The following is a 15,947-nucleotide window of genomic DNA, read 5'->3' as shown; positions in this document are numbered from 1 at the left end:
CGCGCCGGCTCACATCCCCGTGGAACGTGACGCACATCACCGGTTCTCGTACTGTGGTGGCAGGCCCACCACCCCCGGGCCGCGACAACCGATGCGCCGACCAGCCGAAACCCACGGCATCGACCCACCGCATACAGAAGGCCAGGTGACCCCATGACCCTCGCAGACGACCGCGCACGACCCCGGAACGCCGCGGAACCCGCCCCGCGTGCCCCGCAGACCGGCATCGCCGGGTTCTCGCTCGACGAGCGCTACACCCGCGACGCGGGCGACATCTACCTCACCGGAATCCAGGCTCTCGTCCGGATGGTCCGGGACCGCGCTCGCGTCGACCGCCGCCAGAACCTCCGGACCGCATCGTTCATCTCCGGGTACGAGGGGTCGCCCCTCGCCGGTTACGATCTCGAGCTCGCCCGCCGCCGGGATCTCCTGGCCGAGTACGACGTCATCCACCGCCCGGCGCTCAACGAGGAACTGGCCGCCACATCGGTGATGGGTTCCCAGCTCGCCGCCCAGGTGACGGGCCCGGACGGCCTGCGTCGAGCACCCGACGGCGCGGCTCGCGACGGGGTCGTCGGCTACTGGTACGGCAAGGCACCGGGACTCGACCGCGCGACCGACGCACTGCGGCACGCCAACCTCATCGGGACACACCCGGCCGGCGGTGCCGTCGCTCTCGTCGGCGACGACCCCGGCGCCAAGTCGTCGACGGTCCCCTGCGCATCCGAGATGGCCCTAGCCGACCTCTACATCCCCATCCTCTACCCCGCCGACTCGCAGGACATCCTCGACCTCGGCGTCCACGCGGCCACCATGAGCCGGGTCAGCGGACTGTGGACCTCTCTGAAGATCTCCGCCCACGTCGCCGACGGCGCGTCGACAGCCCATGTCGACCCAGACCGCATCGTGCCCGTCCACGGTGACCTCGGCAGGAGCCCACACGTTCCCAGCGGGCGTTTGCTCGGATCGAATCTCATGGAACTCGAGCAGAACCAACTCACCATCAGGCTCCCCCGTGCGCAGGAGTACGCGCGCCTCAACGGGATCAACCGCATCGTGGTCTCCGGCCCCGACGACCGCATCGGCATCGTCGCCGCGGGCAAGACCTACCTCGACCTCCGGGAGGCACTGCGCCTCCTCGGCATCGACGACGAGGACCTCCGACGGCTGGGTATACGCATCCTCAAGCTCGGGATGGTCTACCCCATCGAGCGAGAGATACTGAATCGCTTCATGTTCGACACCGCGACCGGAGATCTCGACGAGGTCATCGTCGTCGAGGAGAAGCGCGACTTCATCGAGACCATGATGCGCGACATCCTGTTCCGTCACCCGCGGGCCCCACGCATCGTCGGGAAGGTGCACGAAGACGGTTCCACGCTGTTCTCGCGCTTCGGCGAACTCGATGTCGACGCGGTGACCCGCGGGCTCGCCGACCGGCTCGCCCGGCATCATGTCGAGGCCGCAGAGCAGTGGCTCGATCGAAAGGCTGCCCGCCGCAACCGGATCGAGCTGCCGCTGGCCGTGCGGACCCCGTACTTCTGCTCCGGTTGCCCCCACAACAGTTCGACGAAGGTCGCCGAGGACACCCTGGTCGGTGCCGGCATCGGCTGCCACGCGATGGTTCTGCTGATGGATCCGCGTCAGGTCGGCGACATCGCCGGGGTCACGCAGATGGGCGGCGAGGGAGCGCAGTGGCTGGGCATGGCGCCGTTCGTGTCCGCTCGTCATTTCGTACAGAACGTCGGCGACGGCACCTTTCTGCACTCGGCGTCTCTCGCGCTGCGGGCCGCGGTGGCCTCGGGCGAAAACATCACCTACAAGCTGCTGTTCAACGGCACGGTCGCGATGACCGGAGGGCAGGACCCCGTGGGCGCGATGGCGCTCCCACAGCTGACCGCCATGCTCCTCGACGAGGGCGTGGCGAAGGTCGTCGTCACCTCCGACGACACCAAACGCACTCGCGCGCTGGGACTTCCGGGAAAGGTCGAGGTACGCCATCGGGACGATCTCCTCGACGTCCAGGCCGAACTCGCGGCCGTGCCCGGGGTGACGGTCCTCGTCCACGACCAGCACTGCGCCGCCGAGAAGCGTCGTAAGCGCAAGCGCGGCACCATGCCCACCCCCACCACGCGGGTGATGATCAACGAGCGCATCTGCGAGGGCTGCGGTGACTGCGGCGAGAAGTCCAACTGTCTGTCGGTGCACCCCGTGCAGACCGAGTTCGGCCGCAAGACGCAGATCGACCAGAGCTCCTGCAATCTGGACTACTCGTGCCTCGACGGCGACTGCCCGTCGTTCGTCACGGTCACACCGGGGTCTGTCCGTACGCGCCGCCGAGCAGCCGATCTCGCCGACTCCGCGCTGCCGACTCCCGCCGTTCCCTCGGTGCGGGACACGTTCTCGATGCGTGTCACCGGCATCGGCGGCACGGGCGTCGTGACGGTCTCCCAGGTGCTGGCGACCGCCGCGGTCCTCGACGGCCACTGGGCGCGGACCGTCGACATGACCGGGCTGGCGCAGAAGGGAGGTGCGGTGGTCAGCGACATCAAGGTGGCACCGCGTCCTCTCGAGCAGGCCGCGAAGGTCGCCTCCGACGACTGCGACCTGTACCTCGTGTGCGATCCACTCGTCGGGACCGACCCGGCCAACCTCAAGGTCGCGGCTCCGGAGAAGACCGTCGCCGTCGTGTCGACCACGCAGGTGCCGACCGGACTGATGGTCATCGACACCTCCGTCGGATACCCGGCCGAGGCCGCGGTCCACTCCGCGATCGACGCGCGTGTCACCCGCGGGGTCTACCTCGACTCCGGCGCGTTGTCGACGGCGCTGTTCGGCGACGAGCAGTTCGCCAACATGCTCATGGTGGGTGCTGCGTATCAGGCCGGGGCGCTGGCGATCACGGCGTCGGCGATCGAGCGCGCGATCACCCTGAACGGCGTGGCGGTCGACGCGAACGTGCAGGCGTTCCGGCGGGGACGACAGACGGTGGTCGATGCGGCCGCGGTGGCGTCGACGGTGGCCGAGCTTCGGGGAACCCCCGAGACCACGCCGGCGCCGAGCAGCCGCGCGGTCGCGATGGTGACCGCCTCACCGGACCTCTCCGGACTCGACGACGAACTCGCGGCGACCGTCGCCATCCGCTACGACGAGCTCATCGCCTATGCCGACGAGCACTATGCGCGAACGTATCTCGATGCGGTGGGTCGGTTGCATGCGGCTGCATCCGACGACGCACTGACCGCCGCGGTCGCCCGGAACCTGTACAAGCTGATGGCGTACAAGGACGAGTACGAGGTGGCCCGGCTCACCCAGGACCCCGCATTCGCGGCGCGGGTGTCCCACGAGTTCGGGAACGATGCACAGGTCGCGGTCCGACTCCATCCGCCGACCCTGCGGACGCTCGGGATGCGCGACAAGCTGGCCCTCGGCCGGTGGGCGAACACACCGCTGAGTGCGCTCGCGAAGATGAAGCGACTTCGTGGCACGGCCCTGGACCCGTTCGGCCGCAGCGAGATCCGGCGGACCGAGCGCGCCCTGGTCGCCGAGTATCGTGCTTTGCTGGAGTCCCTGGCCCGCGCGTTCTCCGGTGGCGGACTCGGTGCCGAGCAGATGCCTGCGGTGATCGCACTGGCCGAGCTGCCGGACATGGTGCGCGGATACGAGGGTGTCAAGATGCGGAATGTGGAGCGCTATCGCGCGGAGCTCGGGCGGCAGCGGGCGGCGTTGGGCGTCTGATACGACGTCCCTGGGATCTGAAAACCGCCCTCTGGAGAGCACCCGATCGCGATATGTCGTCGGACGCCGGCTGGAGGGCGGTTTTCAGGGGCGGTTCAGACTGCCGTCAGCGCGTCCGCCGAAGACGCGCGACGGCGGTCTGCCCATCGTCACCAGACACGGCACTGCACTCGTACGACGGGCCCGCCCGCCCGTCGCGGACGATCAGATCGTATTGGGCGGTGTTCATCTCGACGAGCAGTTCGCCGCCGACAGCGAGCCATTCCCGGGCGGCGGAGATCAACGCCGTGACGTGGTCGAGGCCGTCGGGGCCACCGAGCAGCGCCCGGGGTGGTTCGTGGTCCCGGGCCTCGGGCGCAAGCAGTCCGCGCGCCGAGTCGGGCACATAGGGAGGCACGGCCGCGATCACATCGACGCGGCCGCGTAGGTGAGTAGGCAGTGGTCCGAGCCCGGCGCCGAGATGAATTCCGCTCCCGCCCGGAAGGTTTCGGCGCGCGAAGGCCAGCGCGGTGTCGTCGGCATCGACGACGTGCAGGCCGACACCGGGGACAGCGTTCGCCACGCTCGCGGCGATGGGTGCGACACCGCAGAACGCCTCGAGCACGAGCGGCGACACTCGCGCCCGCGCTGCGGCGACCGCGGTCCGCGCCAGCAGCAGCGAACGTTGCCGCGGTACGAAGACACCCGGCCCGACCGACAAGCGCAGATTGCCGAACTGCACCCAGCCGACGAGGTGCTCGAGCGGTTGCCCGGAGGCGCGGCGCGCACACAGGTCATCGAGTTCGGTTGCGTCACGGGCGTGCTCGCGCAGGATCGCCGCCTCCTGCTCGGCGAACACGCAGCCGGCTCCGCGCAGGAGGGCGACCACGGGGTCGTCAGGCGGGTTGTGCGTCATCCTTTTTCAGACCGTACAGAAACGCCGCCGCCATCAACAGGGCCACCTGCAGGAACCCCAGGATGAGGCCGACGATGGCTCCGGCACCGAGGTCGAGGAACGGCGGCGTGATGAGTGCTGCCGCGAACAGGGCCAGCCACGCTGCCGCTCCGATCACCGCCAAGAACGGGAGGGCTTTGCGATAGCGCGGAACCAGGACGAGAGTCGCTGCGATGCCGACGACCCCGAGAACGATGAAGAACTTCCCGGGGTTCAGAACGATCTCATAAGAGAGGTACGCCGGAATCCCACCCTGGCCGTCCTCGAAATCTGTCCCCCACCGGTTCAGTTCTTCCTCGGCACCGGCCGACACCGAGATCCATCCGAGGAAACCCATGAAATAGGTGACGATCCCGGCCAGCGAGGAGGCGAGCGCGAAGATCACCGCGAGGTCGGCGCGCGGGACCGTACTGCCCGGGGTCGGGCCCCAGCCACCGGTCGGGTACGGACCGCCCGGCCCGCCCCACGGCTGCCCGGGGAAGCTGCCGGTCTGTGGCTGCCCCTGGGGTACGCCCGACCACTGCCCGCCTTGCTGCTGAGGGTCGCCTGCGTTCACGGTTGCACTCCTCGTCGACGGCGCGGGCCGGTTGGACTCCGCGGTTGCTCACCAGCCCGCGCGTCTACGCCGGGCATGATCTGGCGCAAGACTAGATCCTGCGCCCCCGGGCGCGCACCGGTGAGCGGAGTTGTCATTCGACCGGAGGTCACCGGGGTCCCGGGCGTCGGCGCGGAGGCCGCACTGTTTCGACGGCTGCCCGGCACGCCGGGCGCGTAGAGTTCGGACGATGTCCGCGACGCACGAAGCGCGCGGCGGCGAGACGGCATCCGAGACTCGTCCGCCCACGCGCCGAACCCAGGCCAAGGCGGCGCGTCGTGCCGAGCTGCTGACCTCCGCCGCCGCGCAGATGGCCGAGCGTGGATTCGCCGGTGTCCGCCTCGAGGACATCGGCCGCGCCGTCGGCGTCAGCGGCCCGGCGATGTACCGGCATTTCTCGTCGAAGACCGAACTGCTCGACGAGATGCTCATCGACATCAGTCAGCGTCTGCACGACGGCGGCACCGAGGTGGCCGACCGCGGCGGGCGACCCGCGGACACGCTGGTGGCACTGATCGGCTTCCACATCGACGTACTGGTCACCCGCCCCGACCTGATCACCGTGCAGGACCGCGACATCTCGTCGATGACGCCGGCCGCCAATCATCGGGTGCGCCTGCTGCAGCGGCGCTACGTCGAGAGGTGGGTCGACGTGTTGCTGGCGGTGGGCGACGCCGAGGGCCGGCCGGGCGATCGTGACGAAGCCCGTGTGCGGGTCCACGCCATGTTCGGCCTGTTGAACTCCTCGCCGCGGCTCCCCGCCTTCGACCAGGACCGGTTACGGCACTTGCTCACCGCGATGGCCCTGGCCGCCCTTCGATGTGAGGTCCCGGACCGGACGTGACCGGTCCGGCGGCTCACCAACCGTCGATGTGCAGGACCGAGTCGAGCGGCTTGCGCGGCGCCGGCTTGAAGTCGGTGCCCTTGGAGTATGCGACCGGGAGCAACACACCCTGGTGGATGTTGTCCGGGATGCCGAGGAGTTCGGCGATCTCCTTCTCGTAGTTGATGTGCAGCGTCGTCCACGCCGAGCCGAGACCGCGGGCACGAAGCGCCAGCTGCAGGCTCCACGCGCCGGGCAGCAGCGAGCCCCACACACCCGCCTGGTTACCCGCGGGCAGATCTCCGCCGGTGTAGATGGCGCCGATCACCAGGACCGGGACCTGGCCCATCGTGTCGGCGAGGTACTGGGCGCTGGAGGCCACCCGCTTTCCGGTCTCGTCCCGCGGAGCCTGACCGGTGTAGTACTTGGCGAAGGACTGCGCGTAATAGTCCGCGACCTTCTGCTTGAGCTCGGCATCGGTGAGCACGATCCAGTGCCACGTCTGGCTGTTGCTGCCGGTCGGCGCCTGGAGTGCGACCTCAAGGGCCTCCTTGATCACCTTGAGCGGCACCGGGCGGTCGAAGTCGAGACGCTTGCGCACCGAGCGCGTGGTCGTGAGGAGCTGGTCGGGATCCAGGGGCAGTAGTTCGGTCATCACTCCATCCTGCACAAGACTTCCGTGCGGCACCAACGTCGGCCTCGGGCTCACATCCTCAGCGCGATGCCCGCGGCAGCACCCCCGCCCGCTCGAGGTACTCCACCAGCCGGTCGGTCACCTTGGCGTCGCGAACCTGCGCGGGAGTGAAGTACGCGGCGTCGGCGGCGTCGTCGCCGGGCCGCAGGGTGCCCGCGCGGATCTCGGCGCGGAAGTCGTACACCTCGTAGACCCGCCCGTCGCCAGTCGGGATCTCCAGCTGCACAGCCGGTTCACCGACCTCGACGATCAGACCCGTCTCCTCCTCGACCTCGCGGACGACCGCCTGCTCGAGCGTCTCCCCCGGCTCGACCTTGCCGCCGGGAAGGCTCCAGTGCCCGGCCGACGGCTCGTTGCGGCGCAGGATCAACAGGATTCGGCCGTCCTCGTCGGTCATGAGTGCCCCCACCGCCACGACGCGCTCGGTCATCGCGCGTGCACCGACGGAACGCGGGTACGCGCTGCCGCGTCGGGGTTCGGGGAGGTGGCGAGGTACCGCCCGATGAGGCTCCGGATCTCGTCGATCGCGGCGGGGTCGGATGCGGCATCGACGATCTCGTCCACCATCCCCTGCGCGGCCAGCCGCCCGGCGAGGATGCCCTGCCGTGCCGCCATCTCGCCGGCATGATCGCGGTCGCGATGCACGATCAGGCTCGCCCCCTCCGGCGGGAGCGGCGACAGCCATGCATCCGACCGCGCCACCCGGAGGTCGGCCGGGAAGAGCGCCAGCGCCGCACCCCCGGCACCCTGACCGAGCAGCACTGAGACCGTTGCGACCGGGGCTTTCATCAATTCGACTGTGCAGCGGGCGATCTGCGCGGCGAGACCACCTTCTTCAGCCACCACCGACAGTTCCGCTCCCGGCGTGTCGATCACCGTGACGACGGGCAGGCCGAGGTCACCGGCGGCCATGATCGCCCGGCGCGCCTCGCGGAGATGCCGCGGGCCGGGCAGATCGCCGCCTGCCTGCGACGCCCGGTCGTAACCGACGACGAGAGCCACCCGTCCCCCGAAGTCGCTGAGCGAGAAGCGCAGTGGGCCGGCGTCCGACAGCGGCGCCGATTCACCCGCCGCGAGGAATTCGATCAGCCCCGCCCGCCCGGACGCCCGGGTCGCGAGGACACACTTCCACGCGTCCTTCGGCGACCGGTGGACGGTCGGTTCCGACGTCGTGGTGGTCTCGACGGTCTCGACGGATGGTGGTGGCGACGATCGGCGCGCGAGCAGCCCCAACACCGACGTGAGTCGGGCGGCGAGATCGCCGGGGTCTACGACATCGTCGACGACCGTTGTGCGAGCCAGGTTCTCGGCTGTCTGCACCCCGCCGGGAAACGCCTCGTCGTACAAGCCTTCGTACACACGCGGCCCGAGGAAGCCGACCAGCGCCCCCGGTTGGGCCCAGGTGACATGTCCGAGGGATCCCCACGACGCGAAGACGCCCCCGGTGGTCGGATGCCGGAGATAGACGAGATAGGGCAGACCTGCTGCCTTGTGGTCGGTGACCGTCCCGGCGATCGCGACCATCTGGAGGAACGCCGCGGTTCCCTCCTGCATCCGCGTGCCACCCGAGGCGGGAAGGGCGATCAGCGGGAGGCGTTCCTCGGTCGCACGCCGGACCGCGGTCACGATCCTGGCACCCGCGTCGCGTCCGATGGACCCACCGAGGAAGCCGAATTCACTGACCACCAGGGCCACCGGATGACCGCCGATCACGCCGGTGCCGGTGGTCACCGATTCGTCGGACCGGGTGCGCTCGCGGGCCCGCGCCAGTTCCTCGGCGTAGGCTGCGTCGTCGCCGTCCGATGTGGACGCCGGACTCCCGACCGGGGCGTCCCACGATGTCCAGCTTCCCTCGTCGACGAGCATGTCGCGCAGGTCCGTTGCCGTCAGCCGTGCCCGTTCACCCATGGATGCCACCGTATCCCGGCGGGTCATGGCCCGCGGCAACGCTGTGGCGTTCGGGGGTTCCTCAGTGGTCAAAGCCGCCTTCTGTTCTCGGGATCACCGCCGGCCGTCGCTGCGCCGGGGACTGTGGTCGCCACTATGTTGGGTGCGATCTCCAACACCAGAAGCGCGGCAGCGACGTGTGTGGGGTTCTCTTCCACTTTGACCACGGAGAGTTCGTTGGCGCGCGAGACCCGGCGCTCGACGGTGTTTCGGTGCGCGTAGAGAGTGGCCGCCGCCCGAGTGGTGTTGAAGCCGCACTGCACGTAGGTCAGGAGAGCCTGCCGAATCGCTTCGTCTGCTTCGGCCAATGGGCCGAGAGTCTTGGTCACGAACCTTTGCGCGCTGGCAGGTTGGTGCGTGATGCTGTCGATGAGCTCGACGTCTGCGTACGCCGTGAAGCGCCGGCCGGATCCGAGCCGAACGACCATCGCCTGCGCCGCGAGGGCGTCTTGATGGCTGGACCTGAAACCGTCGAGTCCTCGGCCCGGCCTCCCGACGGCCGCTCGAACATCTGCCACCTTCGCCACGATCTTCTCGACATGGCGAAGGTCAGGTGCCTCCGCCCCGGACAGCCAGATCCAGCGCGACGTGGCGCTTGCACGGGCTATCAGGACACTTCCCCCCGCCGAAGCCGAACGCACGGCCGCGACCACATCGTCCAACGCGTCGGCCTGCTGAGGATCGTCGGCCCATACGACGACACCCACGTGTGAGCGGGCCAACCGGTACCTCAGCCGCCCTTCGGCGAGGTCCTCGGTTATGGGGGCTCCACTCGCGATCAGTTGTATCAGCGCAGTCGCGTCGGCATTCGCATTGCCCATCGCGGCCGCCAGACCCGCCTCACGCAGGGCCGAAACCGAGTCGAGCGCGTACTGCACCAACGACTTCGCCGACACGTCGAGGACCTCCACGAGGAGGTCGGGGTCTGTGCAGTGCGCCACGCATTCTTCGAGCCATCGGCGCCAGCCGAGGCCGAGTGCCACCCGCCACCCGTCAGCGAAATCTGGTGCGATGCCGCGGGATACAAGGTCGCCGATGTATTCCGCTGCCCTCGGGCCGACGTAGGGCTCGACCCTCCGCCCCGGTTGTTGGATGTTCGACGTCAGCCACTGGACGAGGTCGGAGCGGTTGAGGTGGCGGTCCTCTTCGACCAGCGACGCATCCGGAAGCAGGGCAGGCTCGTACTGCGCCAAGAGTGCGGCATCGGCGATGACCCCGATGACCTCGGTCATCGCATCTGTTTCCGTCAAGAGCCGCTGACACAATGCTCGGATTGCGTCAGCGGCCTCGACGGTGGGCAGGGGCCACAAGTCCTCCATACCGACAAGTCTCCCCTGACCGTGCGGGACGAGGCGCTACACCGACGCTTTTTCCTCGATCCCCACCAGTCCCGCGACCCGTTCTGCGGCCCGCAGGCCGGTGAGAACAGCACCATTCATCGTTCCGGCCCACTCGCCCGCGGTTTCGGTGCCCGCCCAATGAATTCGTCCGTGCGGGTCGGCGAGGGCGCTGCCATAGCTCACAGACGCGTAGGGAGGCGCTGCGGGGTGTGGTCCACCGGGGGCAAACGACTCTGTGCCCCAGCAGTGGTCGATGTAGTCGATGGGGGTCATCGCCTGTGGGCCGTACAAGTCCACAAGCTGTCGGATCACTCGGCTACGCCGCATCTCGGGGCTGAAGCCGTCGAACACACGCGGCGCGCAGAACACCATCAGGATTCCGGGTCCAGTGTCGTCCGGCGTGACATCGAAGGTGATGAAGGCCGTTCCGGTGTCGGTGAGACCTTCACCCGACAGCCCGTCAGCCCGCCAGAACGGCTTGTCATAGGCGACGAACGCCTTGCTGAGCGCGCCCATGGGCCAGGTCCGCGTGAGTCCGACGGTCTTCTCGGGAAGCGCAGGCTCGAACTCGATGTCGGCGCGGTGCGGCGGGGCCGCCGTGACGATGGCGTACTTGGCCTTGATAGTTGCCGCGTCGGTCTGGACGGTTACGCCGTTGTCGTCCTGGGCGATACGGCGGACCGGTGCGTCGACGAAGATTCGATCACCGAGCCGCTCGGCGAGCCGCTTGGCGATCTCCTGGGTGGTTTCGGTGATGCGGTCTTGATTGGCCCCGTTCTCGACGTCGAGCATATGGTTGAGCCCCCCTGCAGCGCGGATATAGCGCAGTACATGAAGCAGCGAGACGTCTGCCGGGCTGCAGCCCCACTGCACCTTGCTGACGATCGCCATCAGCGCGCGAGTGCTGGGCAGGGCCTTCTTACGATCGAGCCATTCGCCGAACGAGATGGCGTCGAGACGGTTGGCGTCCGGGGACTCCCAGGCGGCATCGACGTCTACGGCACGTGCCGACTTTTCCAACGTCAGCTGCATGCGGGCCATGTCGACCATGACCAGCGGGGAGACGGGAGGGATCGTGCCCTTGTACGTGCGACGGCGACCGGCCAACCACAGGACGTTGCGGCCATGGTCGAACTGACCGGTCGTCGTGCATCCCATTCGCTTGGCGAGGTCACGGATCGCGGTGTGCCGCGGCGACACCCACGTTGCCCCGAGGTCTACCTCGACGCCGGCGATCTCACCGGAGAACGATCGGCCCCCGACCCGGTCCCGACCTTCGAGAACGGTCACTGAAAGCCCCATGCTGACCAGGCGCTCCGCTGCGCTCAGGCCCGCGAAGCCCGCACCGACGATCACGACGTCGACGGAAGCGGCCTCAGTACCGTTTTCAGGCGATTGCGACATTGTTTCCTCCTCCTTCGCTCGCGCGGTGTGCGTGATGCGAGATGTATCGGGTGATCGGATCAACCAGGGCCTGTGGGATGTGGTGGCCCATGCCTGGGATGACGATGTGCTGCGACGAGTGGATGGCGGTGACGGTCGCGGTGCCACCGCTGGGGTGCACCATCAGGTCCCGGTCGCCGTTGATGACCAAGGTCGGTGCTGTGATCCTGCTCAGCTGGGCGGTGCGGTCCCCGGAGCACTGGATCGCCTGGATCTGGCGCGCAACACCTGCAGCCATGTCGCCGGCGCTGCGGTCCCATCCGCGTGCGGCAATCGCGGCCTCCTCCGCGGCATCGATGGGGTACGCCGTTCCTGCGATGTGCTCGGTGGTCCGCAGGTGGGCGCGCACTGCCGCGGTTCTGGTCCTCGGCGGTGGGGCGGCGAGCAGCGGGATTGTCGAGAGCGCCGGCTGGCCGACCCTGCTTGCCCCGGTGGTCGAGTAGATGGAGGTCAGCGACAGCACTCGCTGAGCCTGGGTGGCGGCGATCGTCTGCGCGATCATCCCGCCCATGGACCGCCCGACGAGATGGGCCTGGGTGATACCCAGGTGGTCGAGCAGGCCGACACAGTCGTCGGCCATCTCCGCGAGTGAATAGGCATCGCGTCGGGGACGCCCCATCAGCTGACGCCAGAGCGCAGGTGCCGGAGTAGCTGCGAACGTCGACTGGCCGACGTCCCGGTTGTCCATGGTGATGACCCGAAATCCCCGGGCAGCAATCGATCTGATGAACGATTCGGTCCAGAAGGTGAGGTCCTCGCCCAGCCCGGCGATGAGCAGGATGGCGGGCTCGGCGTCGTCGCCGGAGACGCGAAAGCAGACCGTTGTCCCGGACGTGAGGGTTGCGTATCGGTCGATGCCGTGGTCAGACATTTGCCGGTTCCGCCTTGGCGGGTCGCCGCGAAGGCGACCCGCCAGCACCGAACTCGAGGCTCTCATCGGCCACTGGGCCGCGCAGCGCCTTGGCGTCCTCCTGATAGGACATCGCCATCCGCCATGGGGCGACGGAGCCCTGCTTGGGCAGGGTCTTCGCCGCGCGTTTGGCGTAACCGGATTGGAGGTCCATCACTGGCCTGCGATCCATCCCCGGCGGCGGGACCGGGACCACCCGGTCGTATCCATGAGTGTCCATGTGCCTGACCAGGTCGATGAAGTAGCGGCACATCAGGCTCACCTTGAGCGTCCAGGACGACGTCGTATAGCCGATGGCTATGGCCCAGTTGGGAATTCCACTCAGAAGCATCCCGCGGTAGCAGAACGAGTCCGCGAGGTCCACGTGCTGCCCGTCGACCACGATCGGCATTCCGCCGAACAGTTGCAGATTCAGGCCGGTGGCGGTCACGATGATGTCGGCGTCCAACTCTTCACCCGACCCCAACACAATTCCGCGTTTGCTGAAACGCACGATGGAGTCAGTGACCACCGAGGCGCTGCCGTCCTCGATCGCGTCGAAGAAGTCTCCGTCGGGCGCTGCGCACAGGCGCTGGTCCCATGGGTGGTAGGGCGGGTTGAAGTGCTTGTCGACGTCGACACCGTCGGGCAGCCGCTTGATGTTCGCGCAACGGATCAGCGTTCGCCCAGCGTGCGGAAACATCCGGAGCCCCTTGACCACCCCGCGTTCGATCCAGATGTTCTTGAACCGCGTCACTGCGTAACCGCGTTCCGTGCCAAGGAGTTTCGTGAGTGCAACAGCAAGGCGGTCGACACGTGGAACCGGCATGATGTAGGTAGGAGTGCGCTGCAGCATCGTCACGTGATCGGCGGCGCCAGGACCGGTCAACATCGCCGGCACCATCGTGACCGCGGTCGCGCCGCTGCCGATGATCACAACCTTCTTGCCGCGGTATTCGAGGTCCTCCGGCCAGTGCTGCGGATGAACCACCGGACCCGCGAAATCGTCGCGGCCGGGAAACTCCGGAGAGAACCCCTCGTCGTACCGGTAATAGCCCGTAGCCGCGAAAACCCACCCGGTACGGATCGTCTTCGTGGCGGTTGAACCGGTGACGGGGTCAGTCTTTTCGACGGTGAGCGTCCATTTCGAATCCGCCGACGACCAATCCGAACGCACGACCCGGTGTCCGAACTTGATGAGGTGCGCCAGGTTGTTCTCCTCGACTGTTTCCTGGAGGTACTCACGGATCAGGTGTGCGTCGGCGATCGCCGACTCGTGGCGCCACGGTTTGAACTCGTAACCGAAGGTGTGCAGGTCGGAATCGGAGCGGATGCCCGGGTAGCGGAAAAGATCCCACGTGCCGCCGATGTTGTCGCGGCCCTCCAGCACGACGAGGGACTTGTGTGGGAGCTCACGGCTGAAATACGTTGCCGCGCCGAGCCCGGAGATTCCTGCTCCGATGACGACGACGTCGAACTCCGCGACTTTGCTCGGTGCCTCGATTGTCATGGCTGCCAACTCCTCGTCGTTCTGGTGACTTCGTGACATCCACAGTGGCTGGGGCTTGACGTTGTTGACTACGACAGCGCGCACCTCATTTCGTCCGACCAGGTGCAAGGTGCACCGGGAGCGCCGCCGGGGTGCCTGAGGGTGCACCGTGCACCTGGCGATCGACACGCTGCGCATCGATCCGGGTAGCGAAGGCGCTCACACCACCGAGGCGATGACTTCCGTCGCCCGCCGGTGTCATACTCACGTCAACTCGAACCAGTCGACCGACGGCCAGGAGACCCCGATGTCCGACACCTTCCGCATCACCCGATCGATCACTGTCGAGGCCCCGCCGACCGCCGTGCTCGCACAGCTCACCGACTTTCGGCAGTGGGTGCACTGGTCGCCGTGGGAACAGGTCGATCCGGGGATGTCCCGCGAGTATTCGGGTGCGGAGTCCGGAGTCGGTGCGAAGTACGCGTGGTCGGGCAACAAGAAGGCGGGACGCGGCGCGATGGAGATCACCCGCGTCGACGAGCCGCGCGAGGTCGAGGTGCGCCTCGATTTCGAGAAGCCGATGAAGACCACCAACACGGTCACGTTCGAACTGGTTCCGCAGGGTCGGTCCACGCGTGTCATTTGGACGATGGTCGGCAAACAGACGCTGTTCAGTCGGGTGGGGGGCGCACTCGGATTCCTGGACAAGTTGCTGGGCAGGGACTTCGAGAAGGGCCTGGCCCAATTGAAGGCGGTCAGCGAGAGTAGATGACCCTGGTGCGCAGCAGGACGTCGGCGACCGATCGGCGCCGCCGGTCCACGACGACCCATGCCAGGCCGACGGCGAACAGGGTGCAGATGAGCGCGCGCAGAACCGCGACGACGGGACGAATGCGTGTGCCTTTCGCATTGACCACCCGCAACCCCATGACGACGGCCCCCAGTGTCCGCCCGGACACCTCCCAGCACGTCGCCAGGTACAGAACCGACACCAGTACGAAACCCGTTGTCGTGAAGATGAGATCGACCTCGGGCAAGGCGAATTCGCCGACCGAGACCGCGAACTTCATCAGTGCCAGACCGGCGTAACCCGCACCCAGGACGGTCCAGACGACGAGAAGGTCGAGGAATGCCGCGATGCCCCGGCTCACGATGCCCGCGTTCTTGTCACGGTCCTGTACGGCGTGCGCCCGGTGCACCGGAGTGAACGCGGGAGTCGTTGCCGCAGGCGCACTCTGACCCTCACTCTGGCCGGAGGCGACCTCGTCGGGGTTGGTGGTCATCTCGGAGCTCCTCCGCCGCTCTCGGTGTCGCCGGATTCTGTGCCGCGTCGTCGGAGAAAGCGGTTGACCGCGTTGGCCACCACGTCGTCGGCCCGTTCGCTGGTGCTGCGCACATCGGTCATCACATCGGCGGTCACCGATGTGCTGGCCTCGCGGATGATGTCGGGGAGATCGACGCCGTCGATGATCTCCTCGGCGAGTCCGATCAGATCGACGCGCCCGAGAATGGCGTCGATGTCGATGCGGGCGGCGATCGCGTCGATGTCGATGCGGGTGGCGACGGAATCGAGATCCACTTTCCCGATGACGGCGTCGAGGTCGACGAGATCGATCGCCGCCATCAGATCCACCTGCGCCACAGCACGATCGAGGTCGACGGTGGTGATCACCTCGTCGATGTCGATGAGTGCGAGCACCTCGGTGATGAGGCGCTTCAGATCCACCTGGGTGAGGACGAGGTCGGTGAGGTCGACCTCCTCGACCAGAGCGTCGACGACCTCCCGGATGACGACACCCAGAACTGTTCGCGTCGTCGATACGACTGCCGCCACCACGGCGTCGGTGATCGTGGTGATCCGCGCCCGCACGGACCCGATCAGCCCGCCCGCCACGGGAAGCCGTTCGGCGACCCCCACGAGGACCCCCGCGTATCGCACCGACTCCCCCACCAGCTGGGGAAACGCGCCGCGTCGCACCTGGGAGTTCACCGACGGATTATCTCACGCGACGGTTGTGGCGGGTCGGCCCATGAAAAAGCCCGAGCGGGGAGGAC

The 15,947-nt window shown here is 67.8% G+C and carries 14 protein-coding genes; 3 read left to right on the top strand and 11 right to left on the bottom strand.

Annotated elements, in window-relative coordinates; translation table 11 throughout:
• Window positions 1–153 precede the first annotated feature (153 nt).
• Complete coding sequence (locus tag MAY35_RS10420; RefSeq protein WP_238421228.1) at window positions 154–3,738, top strand: indolepyruvate ferredoxin oxidoreductase family protein; 3,585 nt, start codon at window positions 154–156, stop codon at window positions 3,736–3,738.
• Between the two features lie 106 nt (window positions 3,739–3,844).
• Here the strand turns inward: MAY35_RS10420 and MAY35_RS10415 are convergent, their stop codons facing one another.
• Both MAY35_RS10415 and MAY35_RS10410 read right to left on the bottom strand, forming a co-directional pair.
• Window positions 3,845–4,633, bottom strand: a complete 789-nt coding sequence (locus tag MAY35_RS10415) for an SAM-dependent methyltransferase (protein WP_238421227.1) — start codon at window positions 4,631–4,633, stop codon at window positions 3,845–3,847.
• The gene (locus MAY35_RS10410; RefSeq protein ID WP_238421226.1) at window positions 4,614–5,228 is read right to left on the bottom strand and encodes a DUF5336 domain-containing protein; all 615 of its coding nucleotides are present in this window, start codon (window positions 5,226–5,228) and stop codon (window positions 4,614–4,616) included. The genes MAY35_RS10415 and MAY35_RS10410 overlap by 20 nt, the downstream gene beginning before the upstream one ends.
• A gap of 229 nt (window positions 5,229–5,457) precedes the next feature.
• On the opposite strand from MAY35_RS10410, the gene MAY35_RS10405 reads away from it, so the two are divergent.
• Window positions 5,458–6,111, top strand: coding sequence for a TetR/AcrR family transcriptional regulator (locus MAY35_RS10405; RefSeq protein WP_238421225.1), 654 nt, complete (start codon window positions 5,458–5,460; stop codon window positions 6,109–6,111).
• A gap of 13 nt (window positions 6,112–6,124) precedes the next feature.
• Here MAY35_RS10405 and MAY35_RS10400 read toward each other — a convergent pair whose 3' ends face one another.
• The 7 genes from MAY35_RS10400 to MAY35_RS10370 form a co-directional block, all read right to left on the bottom strand.
• Complete coding sequence (locus tag MAY35_RS10400) at window positions 6,125–6,745, bottom strand: nitroreductase family protein (RefSeq protein WP_238421224.1); 621 nt, start codon at window positions 6,743–6,745, stop codon at window positions 6,125–6,127.
• A gap of 58 nt (window positions 6,746–6,803) precedes the next feature.
• The gene (locus MAY35_RS10395; protein ID WP_238421223.1) at window positions 6,804–7,214 is read right to left on the bottom strand and encodes an NUDIX hydrolase; all 411 of its coding nucleotides are present in this window, start codon (window positions 7,212–7,214) and stop codon (window positions 6,804–6,806) included.
• Window positions 7,211–8,692, bottom strand: coding sequence for an acetyl-CoA carboxylase carboxyltransferase subunit alpha/beta (locus tag MAY35_RS10390; RefSeq protein WP_238421222.1), 1,482 nt, complete (start codon window positions 8,690–8,692; stop codon window positions 7,211–7,213). The genes MAY35_RS10395 and MAY35_RS10390 overlap by 4 nt, the downstream gene beginning before the upstream one ends.
• A 68-nt stretch (window positions 8,693–8,760) precedes the next feature.
• On the bottom strand, window positions 8,761–9,963 hold the full coding sequence (locus MAY35_RS10385) for a CdaR family transcriptional regulator (protein WP_238421221.1): 1,203 nt from the start codon (window positions 9,961–9,963) through the stop codon (window positions 8,761–8,763).
• A gap of 123 nt (window positions 9,964–10,086) precedes the next feature.
• Window positions 10,087–11,475, bottom strand: a complete 1,389-nt coding sequence (locus tag MAY35_RS10380) for a flavin monoamine oxidase family protein (RefSeq protein WP_238421220.1) — start codon at window positions 11,473–11,475, stop codon at window positions 10,087–10,089.
• A complete protein-coding gene (locus MAY35_RS10375; RefSeq protein WP_238421219.1) occupies window positions 11,459–12,385 on the bottom strand; it encodes an alpha/beta fold hydrolase in 927 nt (308 codons plus the stop codon). Before MAY35_RS10375 ends, MAY35_RS10380 begins: the two co-directional genes overlap by 17 nt.
• Complete coding sequence (locus tag MAY35_RS10370; protein ID WP_238421218.1) at window positions 12,378–13,913, bottom strand: NAD(P)/FAD-dependent oxidoreductase; 1,536 nt, start codon at window positions 13,911–13,913, stop codon at window positions 12,378–12,380. Before MAY35_RS10370 ends, MAY35_RS10375 begins: the two co-directional genes overlap by 8 nt.
• A gap of 286 nt (window positions 13,914–14,199) precedes the next feature.
• On the opposite strand from MAY35_RS10370, the gene MAY35_RS10365 reads away from it, so the two are divergent.
• A complete protein-coding gene (locus tag MAY35_RS10365) occupies window positions 14,200–14,664 on the top strand; it encodes an SRPBCC family protein (RefSeq protein ID WP_238421217.1) in 465 nt (154 codons plus the stop codon).
• Here MAY35_RS10365 and MAY35_RS10360 read toward each other — a convergent pair.
• A complete protein-coding gene (locus tag MAY35_RS10360) occupies window positions 14,648–15,175 on the bottom strand; it encodes an RDD family protein (RefSeq protein ID WP_238421216.1) in 528 nt (175 codons plus the stop codon). The two genes, MAY35_RS10365 and MAY35_RS10360, sit on opposite strands and share 17 nt — an antisense overlap.
• Window positions 15,172–15,882, bottom strand: coding sequence for a hypothetical protein (locus MAY35_RS10355; RefSeq protein ID WP_238421215.1), 711 nt, complete (start codon window positions 15,880–15,882; stop codon window positions 15,172–15,174). The genes MAY35_RS10360 and MAY35_RS10355 overlap by 4 nt, the downstream gene beginning before the upstream one ends.
• Window positions 15,883–15,947: the final 65 nt, after the last annotated feature.

Source organism: Gordonia sp. 'Campus', assembly GCF_022206305.1.
Taxonomy (GTDB): Bacteria; Actinomycetota; Actinomycetes; order Mycobacteriales; family Mycobacteriaceae; genus Gordonia.
The sequence above is the reverse complement of the archived record's forward strand: the minus strand, read 5'-3'. Positions and strand labels throughout refer to the sequence as shown.